The sequence below is a fragment of the Bradyrhizobium sp. CAR08 genome (assembly GCF_052871955.1).
The window spans coordinates 222,511-240,107 of record NZ_JBIXJX010000004.1 but is presented as its reverse complement, the minus strand read 5'-3'; the positions used below and the strand labels follow the sequence as shown (position 1 = coordinate 240,107).

The window sequence follows — 17,597 nt, the reverse complement described above, 5'->3', positions numbered from 1 at the left end:
TTGGCCGGCCTCTCTGCTAATTCGAACCCATCCGAACGTCGCCCGGCCTGCTGGCTCGCCAGCAGCTATCTGGGGCGTCTCGGTTACGGTCCAAGATCTGGGCCAGGGCGCTCGTAGCTCAGCTGGATAGAGCATCGGATTTCGATTCCGAGGGCCGGAGGTTCGAATCCTTCCGAGCGCGCCATTCAAAGCACTGATCTTTAAGCACTTTTGGGAAACTCCCGTTTCTCGTTCCGAACGCGTTCCGGCGCCTCATTCCGAACGTTTGTCCCCTCTTCGTTCGCGAGGGACTTAGCTACGGCTTCAGCAATCACATGGGCGTGGCGTTTTTTGGTGGCCGAAAGCATGCGGGCCTGCGACCGCTTCGCATAACCTTGGTAAGATTTTTGGGTCTGGTGTAGCGATAGCGCGCGACCTTGGCCGTCGGTCAGTTGCGCCTCTTCCAATTCGGTCATGCCGCCATGCCGGCAGGCGTCGAGGGTAAAGTGCGCCGGCACGCCATCGACCTTCTTCCGGAGCCGGGCCACCGCGTGGTTAAGGGAGCTGTAGACCCACGGGATCGCACCTGCCTGTCCCCGTTCCTTCTTCGCCTTCCCGACCTGCCGCAGGATCATCTGCACCCCGAGTTTCGGCAGCTTGGCCAGCACCTCCTCGGCTTCGGCGTAGAAGCGGACTACGCCGGTCTCAGTCTCTTCCTCGAGGGGGTGAGGGGCGATCTTGTTGGTCTTGTGGTGAACCACCCGGATAGTCGAGGGCGCGCTCGGCGCTCGATAGTCGGACCACTTCATGTGGCCCATAACGACGTTCTCCGGTCGCTGGAGCCATTCGAAACAAATCACGGCCGTGGCAGCAATTTCCGGATATTCGTCGATGACCCCCCATGCGAATGTATAGACCTCGTCACGGGTAACAGCGGGCTTCTCGGCCTTGGCGCGCACCTTCATGGTGACGCCCAGCCACGGGTTCGGCACCTCGTTGTCGAATTCGGCCGGGAAGTAGCGATGAACGACCCGCCACGCCTTTCGGCATAGCCCTACCAGTTTCTCGGCCGTCCGCAGTCGCTCTTCGCCTTTCAGGCTCTTCTTGCCGGTCCCGGTCAGGAATTTTTTGTAGAGCTTGTCCACCGCGCGCGGCGAGAGGCGGCGGACGAGTTGGTCACCAGTACGTTCGCCCTTCTTCGTGCGGGTGTCGCAGACCTGGTCCATTGCCCACTCGTAGTCGGGCCTTGATCGTGGCGCGACTTTGAGCAGGTAGGCATCGCTGATCTTGTACTCGCGGAACAGCCAATCGACGGTGCCGTATGTGGGCATGATCTTGCCCTGCGCGGCCGGCAGGCCCTTGCGCGCCCGATCCCACTCGTCAAATTGCTCGTTGAGCACTTTGGCGCGCTCCGTCATCTTCGCGAAGTCTGCGCCAAGCGGCTCGTTCTCGACCGAGCATTCGAGCTTCCGGTACTTCGACGGGACGTCGTAATAGTAGGCGATCTGGCCGCTCTTCAGCCGCTTCGGTCTGACATGGCGAGGGAGCAGGTCCACGATCAATACTCGTCTGCGAGGTCGGATTCCCCCTCGTCCTCCGGGGCTATCGCCTTGTCCAGGTCGTCGATCAGCCATAGACGCCTCCGCCCCTCGTCAACACGGGGGAGAGGATAGTCCGTTCCGACCCGTTGCAGGAAGGCCTCAACGGTCCTCTCCCCGACATAGCCGGCCGCCAGGTCCGCCTGCATGCGTCGCGGCCAGGAACCAGGGGGAATGGTCGAGGGACGGGTGGTCATAATCCGACAGATACGCCTCCCTCGATGTGCCGGGAGCCCGCCAATTCGGCTTGGACGCGGTCATCACCGGCTTTTTGCGCTTTGACATGCTCGCCGCACCAATCCGTCGGCCGAACCGCAGGCCAGCCCCAGATCAGGGCCTCCTCGCGCACCCGGTTGCCGGCGGTCGCCGCGGTGTCGAACTTGCGCGGCAGCCGGACCGGCGGAGAACGCCGGCAGGTCTCGGCCGAGTAGAACTTGCAGGTCGTGCAGGAATGGATCATGTCGCTGGCCCGTTGACGACCGCCGGCGTTCCATCCTCCTCGATCTCGACACGCGTACCGTCGCGGAACTCGATCGCGCGCACCGGCTGATACCGTTGAGCAATTGGGTTCAGCGCATGGAATTCGGTTCGGCCGGCCACGAGATCTATTTGCATCATCGCGATCTCGCACGTCGCGACGATCTCTTTTTGACCGATCTCTATCCTGGCTCCGTACTTGATCGGCAAAATCTTGCTCAGATCCTCGCCGGTTGCTGCGTTCGTGATCTTGGTGCGCGCCGGACTGCCAGTCTCGTTGGTGAACTTGATCATTGCACTCAATCCGGCTTCTTGCAGAACGGGCTGTAGAGGCCCGAGCGGGCGGCCAGGTCGAACACATCAGACGCCAAGTCGCTATCGCCGGCACGCATAGCGTTAGAGGCGTACCGCGCGAGCACGCCTTGGGCATTTTCATCCCGCAGCTTGATCACGAAGAATTCGCTGTCGGTGCCGGCGAGGCCCCAATCGAGGATCCCCAGGCTTTCGAGAAGATCGATGGCGTCGCGCACCTGCCGCTCACGACGTAGCTTGACCATGCTGGCGTCATTGCTCTCGCCGTCCACGCGGGGCGGCACGATGATTTCGAGCAGCTTGCGATTGTTGATCAGGCCGTACTTGCCGCGCCCCGTGCCGTTGATGTTGCGATCCAGTTTCACCGTTTCAACCTCCTTAGTTCTGACGGCGAGCCGCCTCGCGCACCAGCTTGGCAAACGCCGGTTGATCTCCGGTCCAAATGACGACGCCTTGCTCGTCGGCGATGGCGAAATTCCTCGCTTCGCCTTCTTCAGGTCCCTCAGCGACCAAGCAGGTGCCCTTCTTCAATTGATCACCAAGCGCCATCGGAACAAATTCTTGCGCGATGGCCTTTTGCCAAGGAAATTTCATGCATGCTCCTTTGTTGCGAACAGCCACTGCGCAGCGCGAACTTCGCCCGGCCCTGCATTTTCGATGACGCCGTACGCCGCCACGGCGGCGAGGTAGACTCCGGTGGTGCTGGCGGTCGGGGAAAGCCCCATCCGTTCCGCGACAGCCTTGCGCGCGATCGATCGCGGATGGGCGCCATAGACCACGTCAAAAACCTTCTGTTCCTGAGGACCGAGCAGCGACAGCGCCATCTCACGCAGCTCGGCCGCGGTGCCGGCGCGAGGGACGATCGCCAGCCGATGGCCAGCGTCCGTCAAGGACACCTTGCCAGGCTCCGGGGACTGCACGAGTCCGCGCTTGGCGAGCTCGGCGAGATAGACGCCGAACGTGGAGGCCTTCGGGCTGAGCCTCGCGACCACGGCCGCCCGCGCGCGCTCGACCGGGTCGTGACCGATCTTGTGCCACCATGCGACCGCGTTGAGCGCGTTCTGAAGCGCCGGAGAAAGCGTGCCATCGCCGCTCGCCGCCGGCGATGGCGTGCGCTGGGCCGGGGCGTGCGGCGAGCGCGGAGGTGCTGTCGGCGTCGAGTGGGCACTCGCCGCGGCCGCCATCGCAGGATTACGAACTATCTGGAAACGCTGCTGGCGAAGTTGTTGCGCGATATTCTCCGCATGCTCGATCGCAAACTTGCGGGAAGCCTCCCATAGGACAAGACCCTGGCCCTCTGCTTCCGAAAAGCCGGCTTCGAAGCCGCGCGCGTACCCGCGCTGGTCGGCCGCGGCGACTGCCGCTGGATCGGATGCCGCCCCCGCGGACCTGCTCGCTTCCGCGGTCAGCCGCGCGATCTCTGCGCGCAGCCGCACGGGATCCTCGCTCGCCTCCTGCTTGGCGGCATCACCTATGATCGTCCGAAGCCTGTCGCGATCGACGGGGGCGGTCCTGACGTGCTGCTCGGCCATGTCGCCGGTCGGGGTCGCCGAATTATCGTATGTCGAGATCTTCGGAAAATGCACCAGTTCGGCGATCTGGGCCTCGCCACTGCAAATCCAGCCGGTACCAGTCTTGAGAGACGCGAGGGAGGTCGAGACCCGCTCGAAGGTCGCTTTGTCGACATTCGCCTTGAGCCATTTCTTCACAGGCTCCTGGTCCGCCGGCGCAGTGAGGCGGTGGGCGATCATGGTGTCGCAGCTGCCGAGCACGGCATTGTGCAGCGCCTGGGTACGCTGCGTCAGCACCATCATCCGGATGCCTTTGGACCGGCCCGCGGTGGCCAGCTTCTTGGCGTGGTGGATGGCCAAGTTCTCTGCGCCGATGCCGGCCCGCTCCTTCGGCGCAAACTCATGGGCCTCCTCAATGACGAGGTAGACGACCCCGCGCATCTTGCGCATCAACGCCGGGACGAAGTCGTTGAAGAACTCCTGCAGCCCGCCTGGCCGGAAGTCCGCCATGTCGATAATGGACAGCGGTAGCGCGCCGGTGGCGACTAGTTCGCCGATCGCCTTGCCGGCCGACTCGTGCAGTTGAACGTGCCCCCGCGGACCGCCGAGGATATAGAACGGCAGCCCGGCCTCACGACCGTCAGTGCTGGAGGTCAGGCCCCACCAATCGGACTTAAGCGGATCCAGCACGCAAACCCGCGCGCCGGGATCGTTGCGAACGATCTGCTCGACCGCGAGTTTAGCGGTGCTGGTCTTGCCGCTACCGGTCTTGCCAAGAAAGGCGCTGTGCTGGCCAAGCACCGCGGGCGGGATAGAATTCATCATGCTGGCACCCCCTTGAATTCGATGAGGGGCGTGTCGCCCCGGACGTAGAGCGGATGTTTAGGGGTGCCGCCGGCGTTCACTCCCAGGCAGTGGAGCGTGTGCCGGTCAGCGCGCAATGCCGATTCCGTGTCGACCGCAAGCGGCACCAGCCGAGGATGGAGCGTCCCCCATGCGCAAACGATACGCTGGGCATGTTTGGCGGTGTTGCGGATGAGGGCGAGATTGCCGTTGCTGCGCGGAACGACATCGGGCTTGAGCAAGTCGTCAGGATCTGTCGCCCGATAGTCCGCGATGTTCATGAGGACAAGTCCGTCAAATCCCCATTCCATCGAGAAGTCGATCATGCGGTTGGAACTAGGATCGTCCACATTCGCTTCAGCGAGCGAAGGGTTTTTGCAGATCCACAAGATGAAGTTGTGCGGCAGCCGGGTGTAGGCATTGAAGAGATTGATCCACTTCCGGGTCAGGACCAGCCGGTAGCAGTCGTTCGGGCCGGCGAATATGGCATCGCCGGCGACGCCGTCGGCCAGGCGTAGGCGGGTCCTGCCACCGGGATTGTGAGGAGCGTTCATGCCGGCGCTCCCGAGGTTTCAAAGACCGGACCCGGCGCGGCGAGCAGCACCACCTTGCGCGCGGCGGCGGCGCTGACGAGGGAGGCGTATTCCTCGGTACCGGGGATGATGCCGGCCGCAGCGAAGGCCTCCGCCTCGCCGTGCCACCAGTTCTCGAGATCGCGCACGGTCGCGGCCAGGGCGACACCGTCCACCCACTTCTTGATGCGGGCCTGCCGCTTGACCGCTGCACGGCGCTCCACCTCGAGGAGGAGGTTGTGACGCCAGTCCGGATTGGTCTCGGTCGCCTTGTTGAGGTACCAGTCGAGCCAGCCGTCGTCGGCCGCGGACAGCGGCTTGCCACTAAACTTGCCGAAGTCAAACTTGGTGAAGAACGGCGGTTCCGAGCTCCACGCGATCAACGTCTCGGCCGACTGGTGTTTCAGCAGTTCGATCACGAGCAGACCGCAGACATAGGCGTCGGGCAACGCCCGATGGGGCGGGAATGCCAGGACGGGATCCGCGGGCAGGCCGAGCTCGTAGCGGATCGACTGGAGCGAATGGGACTCGAGCCCCGGCCACTGCTTCAGCGCGCAGCGCCAGGTATCGATCCATCTCGCCTTGATGAGCGGGTCGAGCCACTGGCGCTCGAATCGCGCAAAGTGCGCGGCATAGACCACCTCGACGCCGGCCATGGGTAAATTGTGATTGTTGACCAGGCCGCGCCATGCCTCTGCCCATGGCAAGGACTCAGCGACATCATCGTCCGTGATGTGATGGATGGCCGATGCCGATGGGGGGATCGGACGTGCCGGCCGGACGAACTCGCGGTGACCGCTCGCGAGATCGAGATTGCCGTCGATGATGTCGTAGCGGCCGATCTCCAACACTTCGTCGGTCGGCTCTTTCCCAGAAGTCTCGATATCGCAGGGGCGAATGTACATCATCAAAATCCTTGAGGTTCATTGCGGTCTTGGCATCCGCAAGAATTGTGAACGAGCGCGCGCCCGCAATCTCCGCAAACCTCGGCCATTGGTTCGCCGCGCTTCGCCAAATCCTTCGGGTAGGCCGTGACGAATTCCGTCTCGTTCTCGTCGGAGAACATGATCTTGGCGTCCAAGACCATCAGCAGCTTGTCGCGCTTCCTTGTCGATCGGCCGACGACCGTAGCCGGGACGTCCTTCCTCGGCGGCTGGGCATCAGCATATTGATCTCGCCAATCCCAGACACCGACATCGACCCTCGTCCCGGGCGGGAAGTGCTCCGTAAACGGCAGATCGCATTTGATGCGCGCCGACGTGATGGGCTGCTTCCTCAGCGCCTTCATGATGTCGGCCTTGATCTCGCAGCCGACGCGGGCCGAGCAGCCGATGCAGGGACGATATGCAGTCATGCTGCGCTCCACTGCCCGCGGCTGACTCGAACGCCAGCGCCTTCTTGGAGCACCTGCCGGATCTTGGCTTGGTAGTTGGGGTTGCTGGCTGCCTTCGGGTGAGACGCGAAGGCGCGGTAGATGTCGGCGAGCGCGACCGGCCCGCGCTGGCGGTGCAGCCAGGAGCCGATGGCTTCGCGCCAGGTCGGCGTCAACGCGAGGACAACGACGCTCCGCGGCAGTTGCAGCGGCACGAAAGCCCCGTCGAGCCCGCACAGCGCGAGCACCTCGGCGTCGTCTTGGCCATAGGCGCAGAGGACCGAAGGCGCGCCGGCGTTGGCCGCGCCGCCGCTGGTTCGGCGCGCCGTGGCGCCGTCGGGGGTATGGAAATCGAGCCGGCCGCGCAGGAAGAGCAGGGCGGAGGCCTGCTCCCATACGTACCGGAAGAAAGCGGCCGTCTCGGTGCGCGCGAAGATCAGGGCGACGCCTCGGCCGTGGTCGGCCATCCTGGCCAGCCAAAGGCCGATGACGCTGCGGTGATACGGCGGGTTCAAGAAGACTCGTCCCCGCCAGGGCAACAGCAGGCCGTTGTCGTGCACGGTGTAGTGCTGGGCCGCCGTTGGCCACGGCCGCACTACCGGCGCGCAGGGATCGAGATCGAATGGGCCAAGGGCCGCCAGCACCGCCGGCGGGGTCAGCCACTCGTCGGTGCGACCGCGGCGCGGAGTCTGGTGGCCGCCGATGCCTGAAAAGACCGGAGCCGTCATCCGATGCGGCCCTCCCGCAGCGGCTGAAGCCGGGCCGATATGCTGTTGACCAGTTCGATGCGGGCTTCCTCCGGAACTTCCTTCACGTAGGCGGCGAGGATCGTCATGCAGGCAATGGCGATCTCCTTGGCATCGCAAGCGGCATCATCTTCACCGAAGTGCTTTTTGATGCCTTCGTTGAATATCACTGCGAGCTCGATCACCGACGCGCCACCGTCGTCTGGGACCGTCATCCACGGGTTCATGCAGCATTCCGCGATATAAGCCGGAATGTCGGGGCGGTCCGGCGGGCAACCGATCGAGACAATTCCTTCCCCGGAATCGTCGTCTACCATCAGCCACATATCGACCTTCCCGCCAGGCGCTGACGGATTGTCGATCGTCTTGTGGAAGATCGGACGCCATGTCAGGCGGGCGAGCCTTGCGACGAGCTTGTTGATCTTGCGCTTCTTCATGCCGACACCCGCTCAACGAAGACATCGGCAAGGAAACGGCAAATGCGCTGAGCCGCGACGTCCTTCACGCCGTCCCATGCGCCAGGATAGTCAGGCCCTTGTCCGCGCGCAGCTGTGTGGAATGAGACCTGACCGCGCAGGCGGGGGGTGTCGACGTAGAGCACCCAGTTGTGGAATTCCTGTTTCTCGTCGCGTTCCCAGCCCCAGACGATGCCCAGGGCGTCGCCATGTTCGCTCAGAACCTTGGCGAGGTTCTCCATCGACCATTGCTTCGTGTCGTATGCCGCGCCCTTGTATCGGCGGCCGCGATAGTTCTTGGCGCGGCCGGACGTCTTGCATGCGCGGAAGAGATTGATCGCGACGAGGCCGATCGGGCCCATGGTCTCGAGCTCGACGTACATCGCCTTCGTGGCTTCACCGTCGGAGCCTTCGTAGATGGCCAGGATCTGATTGAATGTCCGGCTCATCGCGAAATCTCCGGAGCAGCGGCACCAAGCTGTGCCAGCTCGCGGACCATGGCATCGCGCGATTTGAGCTTTACCTTGAGCAGGAAGCGGTGAAGCTCGGCCGCCTCGATGTCGTCCCACCGGTTTAGCGTCAATGCCGAGGCACCGCGCGTGCGATGGAATGTGCCAAGTTGGTCGCTGCGATCGTTCTGCGCAACAAGAGATATCCTGGTGGCATCTCGAAGCTTCTTGAGTTCGATCTCAGCACTCGCGATCGCTTCGTAGAGTTGGGCGGCGCGCTTGATCTGTGATGGCGTCAACATGGCTCAATCCAATCCGTCATCGTCATCGTATGAGTCGTCGAGCGAGTTTTCGAATTCGTCCATCTCGGCGGCGAGTTGCTCGTCTTCTTTCTTCACGCAGGCGCCGCAGACACGATAGATGCGCCCAGACATGCCTTCCTCGAAGTCGCGGCGATCGCGGAGATCATCGGCGGGGTTCTTGCACCACTCGCAGGTGCCCTTGCGGTGCTCGGCGGCCTCGGGCGACTTTTTCCAAGCGATGTGCCGATTGAGGCATTCCTGGCACATATCGATCATCTCGGAGCCCATTGAGTCAGTTTCGCCCTGGATGCGTGCGACCGCGGGCCGTCGGCGATGCTGGTCGCACTTCTGTCCTTTTGGAACGGAGTGGCTGGCACCAGGCAAAGTAGAGATCGGGCCGGTGACGTCAGCCATTGGAGTCTCCCCGGATAGCGGCGATGGTCTCGGCTGCCGTGCGTGCAACAGCCAGAGCCAGTCGTTCCGCCGGGCTGCCGTCAAGGTGCGCCTTGAGCGCGCGCTCTGCGACGCGTGCGCGTTCGAGATATTCGTTGTTGGCCTCGAGTAACTCTTGGACGCGTCGGTCGTGTTCAGCCTTTGGGACTACAGGTCCTTCGTGCAGATCGGCTCGCTTGCGCATGCGCTCCGTCGTGAGAGCGAGTGAGTCGATGAGATGCCGCTTGGGATAGAGTGATCCGCCAAGCTCGCGAACCCAAACGCGGAGGTACATCTCGGCGGCGCGACGCCATGCATCGAGTGTCTCCGGCTGGTCCTCTATCTTCGGGGTGGATACCCCCAGGGAATTCAGTTCCTTGTCGATGGCACGAAGCGCGTCATAGCCGGCTTCGATAATTGCTTGGCGAACGTAGTCCTCTGGAACAACCGTCTGCAGAACCTTGACGCGGGTGTCCTTTGTCAGAAGCCAGACCGGTTCCAGATAGCTGTCACGGGCGGCCTCAATGATTTGAGCCGCCGACTCGCGCTGGACAAGCAATTGGGAGACGCGTCCAAGACTATCGTGCTTCATGCTGCGTGCTCCCGCTGCTTCTTTTTGGCCTGGTGCCATTCCCGTACCATCGGATAGGTGACGCCGCGCAAGGCCTCTGCGGCCAGCTGGCACTGCTCGACGGTGAACATCCCGGTGTGGCAGCCGTCGCGGTCGAGCCCGAGTTTCTCCGCGAGATAGCCGTACAGCCGGCCGCGGGCAGCCTTCCGGATCTTGCCGGCATCTTCGATGGCGACGTCGCCATAGCCGCCGGTTTTGACCGCGTTCTTCCAGATCGGATCAAAGACGTGATCGTGCAGTTGCGATCGCGCGCGACGGGTTGCGGCGTTGGCTGGTACGCCGAGGCTCTTCGTCGTGTTGGGATGGCAGCCGCAATAAGATTTGCAGCGATCGCACTTGTAGATGGGCTTCGTCCGGAGATCCGGGCGATTGGGATAGATCTCGGCGCCGGTGGTGAGCCGGGCCGGGACGCCGCAGCAAAGGGGAGGAGTGTTGGTCATGCCGCCAGCGCCTCCGGAGAGTCGATGTTGGCCTTGATGACGCGGAAGATCGGAGCAACCACCCATGGATTCGCTTGCCACGACTCATCACCGTGCAGCGCCGTCCAGATATCCTGAAAGCCAAGGCGGCCGGAAAGTAAGTTGGAACAGCCGGGATCGGCGCTTAACTCGTCGCGCGTGACCCAGCCGTGACCAGGCGCGTAGAGCGCGCAGCCCTCGCGACGACCATCTTCCTCGCTGATGTTCTGAAGCGGCTCGATCTTAACGGCTGTGACGATCAGCGTAATGCGTGACGCCCAGCGCGGCATATGGATCGACGGCGCATAGTCGCGCTGGTAGTGGTGTGCCCAGGACACCATCGAGGCACACCGCGGGTCATCGCTCCGCAATATTATGACGGTACCATCTGCGTTATATCGCCAGAACCCCTCAGTCGACCGCGCGAGGCGCTCGCGCACGTACAACCTGTCGCCAACCCGATATGGTGAAAACATCGCGGCGGGGCAGTCACCATCCGAGGTTAGGTCAGGCGAGGCGTCGCCCCGCTCAACGCCCTTTTTGGTGAAGAACTTCAGTCGAGTGCAATACTCGTTGCGATAGGCCTCAGGCTGAGGGGCCAATATTCGGCGCGTGGTCGTCTTGCCATCAATGCAGCCGGGCTCATCGGCTTCGCGTAAAAGAGCCAGCACCATCGGCGCCGAAAAGATGATGGGAGTACCGGTCACCGCGGCCACCTCGATATGTGCCACGGCGCCGGAGGCGCATCGCTGGTCATGCGCGACACGGCAAACGCAGCGCCATAAGCGGAAGCGGTGATGATGAGGGCGGCGAGGAAGCGCATCAGTTTGCGCCCCCGTTCTCGGTTTTGAATTTCTGAAGGAGCGCCCAGGCTTCCGCGACAAACAGACAACCACGCTGGAAGGAGAAGGCGCCCGTTGCGAAGATTTCGCCATCGGCGTTGTACAATCGAAAGTGAAGGTTGCCGTGCTCGCAAATGCCCATACCCATGGAGTCTGCGGCCTGGGGTGAGTTCTGAGCACTCATGAGCCGGCTCCGAAGACGGCTTCGCAAACGGCGCGGCACTTTTGGAGGTCGAGCCGATCATCGGTCCGGACGCCGCTCTCCATGTCGATCCAATACCGCCCCGCCGTGTGCTCGAGCACCGACATCACGCCGGCTATGTTCTCCGGCGAGATGCCGCCGGCGTAGCCGACCAACCGCTCGCCGCCGGGATGCGCCGGCCAGGCCGTCGGTACCTCGCCGCGGCCGCCAGAACGATCGAAGAGCCAGTCGACTGAGGTATCGCGCGGGAATGCATCGGTGCGACACTGCGCGATACCTCGCTTGAATCCCCAGCCTCCTCTGAAGCCGATTATTCGTTCTGGTTTTGGGGTGGCGTGATTAACCTGGACGCGGTCGAAGTAGGAGAAATCGACCGGCGATCGCTTTATGTCGCTGCCTTCCATGATTGCATCGCTATAGGCTCCGCAAATGTGGGCAGATCGGCGCACATTGGCCCACATGATGCGAGATAGGCCGTCGCCGTCGGGATAACGCGGATCTGACCCTTGCCGTTTCGGCGAGAACAGAACGCCCCATTCGATGGGGTACTTCGCCGAGAGCGCCTGCATGCCGTCGATCGAGGTCCAGTCGTCGGCACCGGTGAAGGTGATGAACTCGGGCTTCATGCTGCGGCTCCTGGCATGTCATTGTGCTCGCGGTCGTCGAGAAGCCGACCAGCGGCTCTCTTGCCCACCCGCTCCATTGTCGCGATATCAATGCCTGGGCGCGGCTTCCGAGATCGATCTGACCACGGCGCCGGCCAAGTCTCGTCCCCATTCGCCGCCGGCTTGAGCCGCCACGCACCCCATTGCTTGAAGAAAAAAGCAGTGCGGGTAGCGACGCACTGGTCCCGGATCGCGCGCGGCCATGCCGGATGCATGGGGCGAGCGCCAGATCCGGATTCGCCTCCAACAATCACCCAGTCGAGCTTCGGAGCGTGGTGATGGAAATCGTCGGACTCGGCGTGGTCTCGCAAATAACCGCGCATGGTGATGCCGGCTTGGCCGGAGTAAAGCGGCGAAACGAGGTCGAGCGCGCCAAGCAGGGGTTCTGCGGAGATGAAGCGGATCGCCGCCGGTGTCTGGAGGAGATCTGGGATGCGCTCATCGGCTTCCGGCTGGCGCTCGGTTGAGACGCCTAGCCAAACATTGGGGAGCGGGAGAAGTCGCAGGTTTTCATACAGCCCTCCGAAAGCTTGAAACGCGTGCCAGAAACCGGCGTGACGCTCACTCATACGGGAACGCTGCTCGCAGTAATCGCGCATCCGCGCGCTGCGCTTTGTCAGCACTTGATAGGTGTGTTGGGGCGTCAGCGCCATGACTGCGAAGATCTGATCGATCCATTCGTCCGGCACGTTTTCGTGGAATAGATCCGACATCGAATTGACGAAGTACGTCGTCGGCTTCTTGCGGCGCATCGGTGCGAGCAGCACCTCCTGAGAGGCTTGACGCAGCACGCCTGTCCAAACCGGACCTGCCTTGGATGGCTCCGTCAATCCGGCATACAGAGACTGGCCCATCGCGGCCAAGCGCGCCGCCATCTTCATGGCGTAGCAGCGCTTACAACCAGGCGTGAGCACCGAACAGCCGGCAAGAGGATTCCATGTGTGCCCGGTCCATTCGATCTTTGATGCGGTCGCCATCGATCAAGCTCCGTGCTTCGGACAGCCGTGGGTGTAGTCTTGGCTGCGTCCGACCCTTGAGGCCGTCCAGCCAGCTTCCTTGCGCCGAGCAGTGAACTCGTCGAATGTCTCGCCTGGCTTGCTCTCGATCTCGAGCTCGCAACTGTCGCATTCGAGAACTGCGGTCCGGCCGCGCCATTTCAACATGATGCCGCGTCCCCTGCAGGCGGTTCGGCCGACTTCCATTCGGCATCGCGCTTATCGTTCTCGAGCTTTTTGGCGTAGGCTTCGCGGAATTCAGCGGCAGTGGCGAACTCCGGACTATCGCCAGCCTCGGTCTTCAGCGTGTAGACGGACTTCGATTTCCCGTGTTTCTTCCCAGTACCGACCCAAGTCGAGCAATAACCGATGACGTTCCCCGCCTGATCCAGCAGTTCGTCCCCATAGGTCGAACCACCGGCGGCGCGCAGATGCAGCACGCGTTTCGAGCGGATGACGGACTTCGTCTGCTGGTCGGGTGCCTCAGACATCAGAGAGCCAGACTTCACATGAACCGCCGTCGTACATCTCGCCCAGGAGATCCAGCAGCGCCGGGCGCAGCTTCTTGAAGGCGTGGTGGGCCGTGGTGTGGTCGCGACCACCGAACGCACGGCCGATCTGGCCGAGGCTGGCGCCGGTAAGCGTCCGCGCCATGCACATGGCGAACTGGCGGCCCTGCTGGAGGGCCTTCTGCCGGCCGGCAGAGATGAGCGCGCCGGAGTCGATCTTGAAGGCCACCGCGGCGGCATGGCGGATCATTGTCAACCGAGGTCCGCCAGGATCCGCCTTTACCGCGGCCAGGTAGGCAGCGACCGTGCGCCGGCGCGCGTATTGGAGCGCGTCGTCATTGAGTGCGCGCCCAGAGAACTCGACACAGCCGTGGCGGCGCGGGACGACGTCCCGGACGATGTGGGGTTCTGGGGCCGGTAGGAGCGGTGCCGTTACGCCGCTGAGCCGCGGAGCCCGCGTCAGCAAGGGGCTCGGCGCCAGGCGATCGATCACGTCGAGCGGCACCCATGCCTCGGCGAGGATTAGCTCGCGGCGCGCGGGCGGCAGCGCGGGCACCGTCTCCGGCGCGCCAAGCCGTGCCCTGACCGCGCGATAGTGGTTTGTCAGTTCTTGCGCGAACGACCGCTCGCGAACCAGTACAAGCGCTGTGCTCATGCCTGCCTCCGTGACTCGAATTTGCGACCCTGCGGGAACGACGACCGCCCCGGGATCTTGCGTTTCGGTTTCGATGGTTTGGGACGTGGCTTGCCCTTAGCCTTGGCTGCCATCGCGCCCTGATGGTCGTCGAAGGTGCGGCGGATGTTGCGCGTTCGCGCGCGCTCGCCGGAATCGGACCCGCGCGTCGTGATGCGCTTTGTGCCGCCGGGACCGTTGGTGCGCCGGTCGTGCTGCTCTACCGTGATGGCCTCGATGTGACCCGGGTCGTTCGCCGGCGGGACGGTGTCCCACATCGCTGTATCGAACTTCCTGGCCTCGAGCGGCGGCCGGTGATCGAAATGGGTGTCTTCGATCCGGCCGAGCTTCGTTTTGCAGACGGTGCTGCGGCCCTCTTGGTTGATCAGCACCTGCAGTTTGACCTTGCAGGGGATCGAGGGCCGCTTCCAGTCCGGAGGGGGACGATCAAGGATAGCCATCAGCCGATGATCCCTTCGGCCTGCTTCATGCAGCCTTCCATATCGATCTCGCCATTGAGCCGCCGGACGTGCGCGGCGTAGATCTCGGCGCGCTTCTTCTCAGCATCGCCGGTGAACTCGCCGTTCGCGGCCGTCCAGTTCTGGGCCATCTTGCCAAGCTTGGCGGGTCCGCCGCTGTTGATTGTGGCCAGCGCGCGGTTGTAGCCGCGCAGGTCGGGGGCGGGCTTTGTCTCGCCACGAGAGTCGCCCGCCCCCTCGGCCTGCCGTGCCGGCGGCTGGCCGCTGCTGTCGCGGGTGGTCGCTCCGGACAGCAGGTCAGGTTGGGGCGAGTCCTTGTGGGTGGAGGAACTCGCCCCGGCATCGGCTGGGGCTGGAGAGGCCGATGCCTGTTGGGATGTTTCGTTGGCCGGCGCTGCCCCGGCCTGGCTGTCCTGCTGCACAGCTGCAGATCGATTCTCGGCCGACGCGGTGCCATCAGCACGCTGATCTCCCTTGTCGGTGTTGTTGCTGCTTACTTCATGCTGAGGCCCTCCAGTGCTGATGGAATCTTTCGAGGCGGCACCCCTCACGAGAGGGTTGCGATCAGTGTCCTGCTCCCGCTCGCGCTCCTGCCGTGGGAAGATCTGCTCGACTGTCGCTTCCTCGTTCTTGAGGGCGGAGAGCATGCCGCGCAGTGTAACCAGATGGTCGAGGGTGATATCCTCCTCACCGGGGACGTCGAGCACCGCGAATATTTGTGCCGGAATGACGCCGAACCGCTGGAAGGCAGTGAGCGCTGCGCCGCGTCGGTTCGCCAGCGTCTGGAGGTCGCCCATCACAACCTGGCGCGCGGCATTGTAGGCCTTGCGCCAAACCGCTTTTGGAACGCCGGCAAGGATCACGTTGCGACGAGCGATGGAGATCGCCGCGTTCTTCGTGTTCATCACGCCGTCGACAGAATAGCGCTTGCCCTTCTTGGTGACGACGCGCCGTTCGACCTCCGTCGCCAGCGCAGCATTGGCCTCGAGATCATGGAACACCGCCTGGGCCACGACCGAGTCGTGCTCGTCGCGGACCGTCCGGCCGACCACGCGGCAATTCCCCCACTGGCTGAAAATGATCTCCGCGAAACGCGCCGACGGACCCTCGATCGTCTTTCCATCACGCGGCACGGAGTACATGCACTCTTCCGCGGTTTCTTCATCGAGCGTTGCAAGCTGGAGGATGTTGTCCGAAACGCGCTTGATGGACCGCGGCCATTTGTGCGCGGTCGCGATTTGCTGGTCGATCTCTGCCGTGGTGAGCCCCACGGCCAAGGTAATGTCGCTCGGCGACAAGACCTCAACCGGCGCGGACTCTTCGTCGATGTCGACTTTCGTATTCATTCGTCAGTTCCTTGTGGCAACGGTCAGATCAGGAAGCCAAGCTGGCGGGCGAAATCGATTGGATCTTTCGCGCCCTTGCGGGAGTTGCAGGGCTTGCAAAGAATCTGCAGGTTTCGGCGATCATTGGAGCCGCCGCGGACAAGAGCGTGGATGTGATCGACCGGATCGCTTGAGCCAAGGCGCGCCGGGCAATAGGCGCATCGACCTCGCTGAAGCCGCATGATGTCGCGAATATCGCTCAGCGTGTGCGCACCTGGTGCTGACCTCAGGCGAGCCCGCCGATTCCGCGTGCGGACGCGCCCCGCCTCGGGATTATCCGCCTGCCATTTCCGCTTGTATCCGCGGACCTTGTCGGCATTCTTTGATTGCCACCGTTTGACCGACAGCTTCGTCGAGGCCGGGTTTTGATGGTAACGACGAATCTTGGCAGCACTGCACTTATCGCGGTGAACGCGACTGTACATGATGCTGGCGGCTTCAACGCATGCCATGCAGTTGCGCGAAGCAACATTGCGTGTGGCAAGGTGCCCGTGCGGGCACGGCTTGCCCGTGAAATAATAGAGAAGGCCTGCTGCCTTCGCGTGGCGCCGCTTGATGACTTCCGTCACAGGAAGCTCCACGAATTGAAATCCGTATCGCCCCACAGCTGCGCGGGGATCTCACGAACCCATTCCTGGTCCGGACCAAACGCCTCCATGAAATGGCGGTACTCACCAATCGCGCGCTCGACGTCGACAACGGCTTGGCGGAAGATCATGCTGGTGAGGTCAAACTCGCCGACCACCGTTTGCGGGGCGCCGTTGGCCTTGATCATGACCCACACCCACTTCATCGCGTCATCGGCAGCGGGCGAGCGCTGCGCGGTCGCAAGCGATGCGAACACCTCGTCTAGGAAATCTTTCGGGTAGGGATTGTTGAAGACGCGGCCCTCGGCATGCAGCGCCGCCGCGGCCCGTAGCGCCTTGAGGTAGGCGCCAGCCTGGAGGTCATACCGCATGCGGCTGACCGCCTTCTTCGCGGCCTCGACGATGTTTTCCCGGTAGAAAGGTCGGAATGATTTCAAGTCGACGACGGCGTGCGCGAGAAGATGGTCTATCCGCGCTTTGAGGCGGACGCCATTCTCCGTGTAAAAGATGCTGACTTCGCTGGCGCCTGCGACGAACGTGCCGTCTTTCATGACAGGCGCGATCTTCTTTGACCGCTGCATCCAGCGCACAGCCTTCTCGATCTGGTCGAGCGCCGCGCGCGGCAGGATTTCTTTGCCGACGTTGTCGGCCTCAAACTTTGCTTGGATCTCGTCCCAGATCTGAACCGCCTTATCGAAGTCGCGAATGGCTGCGATTGCCTCCGCTTTAGTCTTGCCCGGCTTCACGCCGATCGTTTTGCAATGGCGCGTAAGATCCGCCATGGTAACCAGAGCACCTTTGTAGTCGGAGATTGCCGGCGCGATCGCGAACCGCTCCGCGAGCGAGAGCCGCCCTTCCAAGGCGCGGCAGTGGATCGCGTGGCCCCATTTGAGCGCCATGCTTTCCTTTTCTTCACCCGGGTTGAGCTTGTCGTCTTGGTACTCGACGGGATCGAGCACGAGCTCTTTGAGCGAGGTCGAACCCAAAGCTTCGTCGGCGTGGTAGGTGGTCTCGTCCAAGCCAAAATAGATTCCGTCATCGTGGCGGACGGTGTTGTTGCTGCGAGGGGCTGAGACGAGAGCATTCATTTCGGCGTTCCAATTCAGGGGAGGGATGCGGCCGT

General features: G+C 63.0%; 26 protein-coding genes and 1 tRNA gene. 1 reads left to right on the top strand and 26 read right to left on the bottom strand.

From position 1 onward, the window contains the following. Positions 1 to 107: 107 nt before the first annotated feature. Positions 108 to 184: transfer RNA gene (locus ACIPUD_RS11275), tRNA-Arg, on the top strand. A 16-nt stretch (positions 185 to 200) separates the two neighbouring features. Here the strand turns inward: ACIPUD_RS11275 and ACIPUD_RS11270 are convergent. The 26 genes from ACIPUD_RS11270 to ACIPUD_RS11145 form a co-directional block, all read right to left on the bottom strand. Further along, positions 201 to 1,535, bottom strand: coding sequence for a hypothetical protein (locus ACIPUD_RS11270; protein WP_446480677.1), 1,335 nt, complete (start codon positions 1,533 to 1,535; stop codon positions 201 to 203). A 235-nt stretch (positions 1,536 to 1,770) separates the two neighbouring features. Beyond that, a complete protein-coding gene (locus tag ACIPUD_RS11265; protein ID WP_446480676.1) occupies positions 1,771 to 2,037 on the bottom strand; it encodes a hypothetical protein in 267 nt (88 codons plus the stop codon). Continuing rightward, the gene (locus ACIPUD_RS11260) at positions 2,034 to 2,348 is read right to left on the bottom strand and encodes a hypothetical protein (RefSeq protein ID WP_446480675.1); all 315 of its coding nucleotides are present in this window, start codon (positions 2,346 to 2,348) and stop codon (positions 2,034 to 2,036) included. The genes ACIPUD_RS11265 and ACIPUD_RS11260 overlap by 4 nt, the downstream gene beginning before the upstream one ends. A gap of 5 nt (positions 2,349 to 2,353) precedes the next feature. After that, on the bottom strand, positions 2,354 to 2,731 hold the full coding sequence (locus tag ACIPUD_RS11255) for a hypothetical protein (RefSeq protein ID WP_446480674.1): 378 nt from the start codon (positions 2,729 to 2,731) through the stop codon (positions 2,354 to 2,356). 13 nt (positions 2,732 to 2,744) lie between these two features. Continuing rightward, positions 2,745 to 2,960, bottom strand: coding sequence for a hypothetical protein (locus tag ACIPUD_RS11250; RefSeq protein ID WP_446480673.1), 216 nt, complete (start codon positions 2,958 to 2,960; stop codon positions 2,745 to 2,747). Then, on the bottom strand, positions 2,957 to 4,702 hold the full coding sequence (locus tag ACIPUD_RS11245; protein WP_446480672.1) for a helicase HerA domain-containing protein: 1,746 nt from the start codon (positions 4,700 to 4,702) through the stop codon (positions 2,957 to 2,959). Before ACIPUD_RS11245 ends, ACIPUD_RS11250 begins: the two co-directional genes overlap by 4 nt. Then, entirely contained in the window at positions 4,699 to 5,274 is a 576-nt protein-coding gene (locus ACIPUD_RS11240) for a DUF1643 domain-containing protein (RefSeq protein WP_446480671.1), read from the bottom strand. The genes ACIPUD_RS11245 and ACIPUD_RS11240 overlap by 4 nt, the downstream gene beginning before the upstream one ends. Further along, positions 5,271 to 6,197, bottom strand: coding sequence for an exonuclease domain-containing protein (locus ACIPUD_RS11235; protein WP_446480670.1), 927 nt, complete (start codon positions 6,195 to 6,197; stop codon positions 5,271 to 5,273). The genes ACIPUD_RS11240 and ACIPUD_RS11235 overlap by 4 nt, the downstream gene beginning before the upstream one ends. 2 nt (positions 6,198 to 6,199) lie before the next feature. Further along, positions 6,200 to 6,646, bottom strand: coding sequence for a hypothetical protein (locus ACIPUD_RS11230; RefSeq protein ID WP_446480669.1), 447 nt, complete (start codon positions 6,644 to 6,646; stop codon positions 6,200 to 6,202). Continuing rightward, positions 6,643 to 7,392, bottom strand: a complete 750-nt coding sequence (locus ACIPUD_RS11225; RefSeq protein ID WP_446480668.1) for a DNA N-6-adenine-methyltransferase — start codon at positions 7,390 to 7,392, stop codon at positions 6,643 to 6,645. Before ACIPUD_RS11225 ends, ACIPUD_RS11230 begins: the two co-directional genes overlap by 4 nt. Further along, positions 7,389 to 7,847: a hypothetical protein gene (locus ACIPUD_RS11220; RefSeq protein WP_446480667.1), complete on the bottom strand. Its 459-nt coding sequence runs from the start codon at positions 7,845 to 7,847 to the stop codon at positions 7,389 to 7,391. Before ACIPUD_RS11220 ends, ACIPUD_RS11225 begins: the two co-directional genes overlap by 4 nt. Then, positions 7,844 to 8,314 carry a hypothetical protein gene (locus tag ACIPUD_RS11215; protein ID WP_446480666.1) on the bottom strand — a complete coding sequence of 157 codons (471 nt, stop codon included), beginning with the start codon at positions 8,312 to 8,314 and terminating at the stop codon, positions 7,844 to 7,846. Before ACIPUD_RS11215 ends, ACIPUD_RS11220 begins: the two co-directional genes overlap by 4 nt. After that, complete coding sequence (locus ACIPUD_RS11210; protein ID WP_446480665.1) at positions 8,311 to 8,616, bottom strand: hypothetical protein; 306 nt, start codon at positions 8,614 to 8,616, stop codon at positions 8,311 to 8,313. Before ACIPUD_RS11210 ends, ACIPUD_RS11215 begins: the two co-directional genes overlap by 4 nt. Before the next feature lie 3 nt (positions 8,617 to 8,619). Next, entirely contained in the window at positions 8,620 to 9,030 is a 411-nt protein-coding gene (locus ACIPUD_RS11205; RefSeq protein WP_446480664.1) for a hypothetical protein, read from the bottom strand. Next, positions 9,023 to 9,640: a hypothetical protein gene (locus tag ACIPUD_RS11200; protein WP_446480663.1), complete on the bottom strand. Its 618-nt coding sequence runs from the start codon at positions 9,638 to 9,640 to the stop codon at positions 9,023 to 9,025. The genes ACIPUD_RS11205 and ACIPUD_RS11200 overlap by 8 nt, the downstream gene beginning before the upstream one ends. Further along, positions 9,637 to 10,119, bottom strand: a complete 483-nt coding sequence (locus ACIPUD_RS11195) for a zinc-finger-containing protein (RefSeq protein WP_446480662.1) — start codon at positions 10,117 to 10,119, stop codon at positions 9,637 to 9,639. The genes ACIPUD_RS11200 and ACIPUD_RS11195 overlap by 4 nt, the downstream gene beginning before the upstream one ends. Then, entirely contained in the window at positions 10,116 to 10,844 is a 729-nt protein-coding gene (locus tag ACIPUD_RS11190; protein ID WP_446480661.1) for a hypothetical protein, read from the bottom strand. Before ACIPUD_RS11190 ends, ACIPUD_RS11195 begins: the two co-directional genes overlap by 4 nt. Positions 10,845 to 10,959: 115 nt before the next feature. Continuing rightward, positions 10,960 to 11,163 (bottom strand): hypothetical protein, encoded by a 204-nt coding sequence (locus ACIPUD_RS11185; protein ID WP_446480660.1) that lies wholly within the window; start codon positions 11,161 to 11,163, stop codon positions 10,960 to 10,962. Then, on the bottom strand, positions 11,160 to 11,807 hold the full coding sequence (locus tag ACIPUD_RS11180; RefSeq protein WP_446480659.1) for a phosphoribosylanthranilate isomerase: 648 nt from the start codon (positions 11,805 to 11,807) through the stop codon (positions 11,160 to 11,162). Before ACIPUD_RS11180 ends, ACIPUD_RS11185 begins: the two co-directional genes overlap by 4 nt. After that, positions 11,804 to 12,823, bottom strand: coding sequence for a DUF5131 family protein (locus tag ACIPUD_RS11175; RefSeq protein WP_446480658.1), 1,020 nt, complete (start codon positions 12,821 to 12,823; stop codon positions 11,804 to 11,806). The genes ACIPUD_RS11180 and ACIPUD_RS11175 overlap by 4 nt, the downstream gene beginning before the upstream one ends. Positions 12,824 to 13,002: 179 nt before the next feature. Further along, complete coding sequence (locus tag ACIPUD_RS11170) at positions 13,003 to 13,332, bottom strand: hypothetical protein (protein WP_446480657.1); 330 nt, start codon at positions 13,330 to 13,332, stop codon at positions 13,003 to 13,005. Then, the gene (locus ACIPUD_RS11165) at positions 13,325 to 14,005 is read right to left on the bottom strand and encodes a helix-turn-helix domain-containing protein (RefSeq protein ID WP_446480656.1); all 681 of its coding nucleotides are present in this window, start codon (positions 14,003 to 14,005) and stop codon (positions 13,325 to 13,327) included. The genes ACIPUD_RS11170 and ACIPUD_RS11165 overlap by 8 nt, the downstream gene beginning before the upstream one ends. Next, positions 14,002 to 14,484 carry a hypothetical protein gene (locus ACIPUD_RS11160; protein ID WP_446480655.1) on the bottom strand — a complete coding sequence of 161 codons (483 nt, stop codon included), beginning with the start codon at positions 14,482 to 14,484 and terminating at the stop codon, positions 14,002 to 14,004. Before ACIPUD_RS11160 ends, ACIPUD_RS11165 begins: the two co-directional genes overlap by 4 nt. Continuing rightward, positions 14,484 to 15,848, bottom strand: coding sequence for a hypothetical protein (locus tag ACIPUD_RS11155; protein ID WP_446480654.1), 1,365 nt, complete (start codon positions 15,846 to 15,848; stop codon positions 14,484 to 14,486). Before ACIPUD_RS11155 ends, ACIPUD_RS11160 begins: the two co-directional genes overlap by 1 nt. A gap of 23 nt (positions 15,849 to 15,871) precedes the next feature. Continuing rightward, on the bottom strand, positions 15,872 to 16,456 hold the full coding sequence (locus tag ACIPUD_RS11150; protein ID WP_446480653.1) for an HNH endonuclease: 585 nt from the start codon (positions 16,454 to 16,456) through the stop codon (positions 15,872 to 15,874). After that, on the bottom strand, positions 16,453 to 17,493 hold the full coding sequence (locus tag ACIPUD_RS11145; RefSeq protein WP_446480652.1) for a PD-(D/E)XK nuclease-like domain-containing protein: 1,041 nt from the start codon (positions 17,491 to 17,493) through the stop codon (positions 16,453 to 16,455). The genes ACIPUD_RS11150 and ACIPUD_RS11145 overlap by 4 nt, the downstream gene beginning before the upstream one ends. Positions 17,494 to 17,597 lie beyond the last annotated feature (104 nt).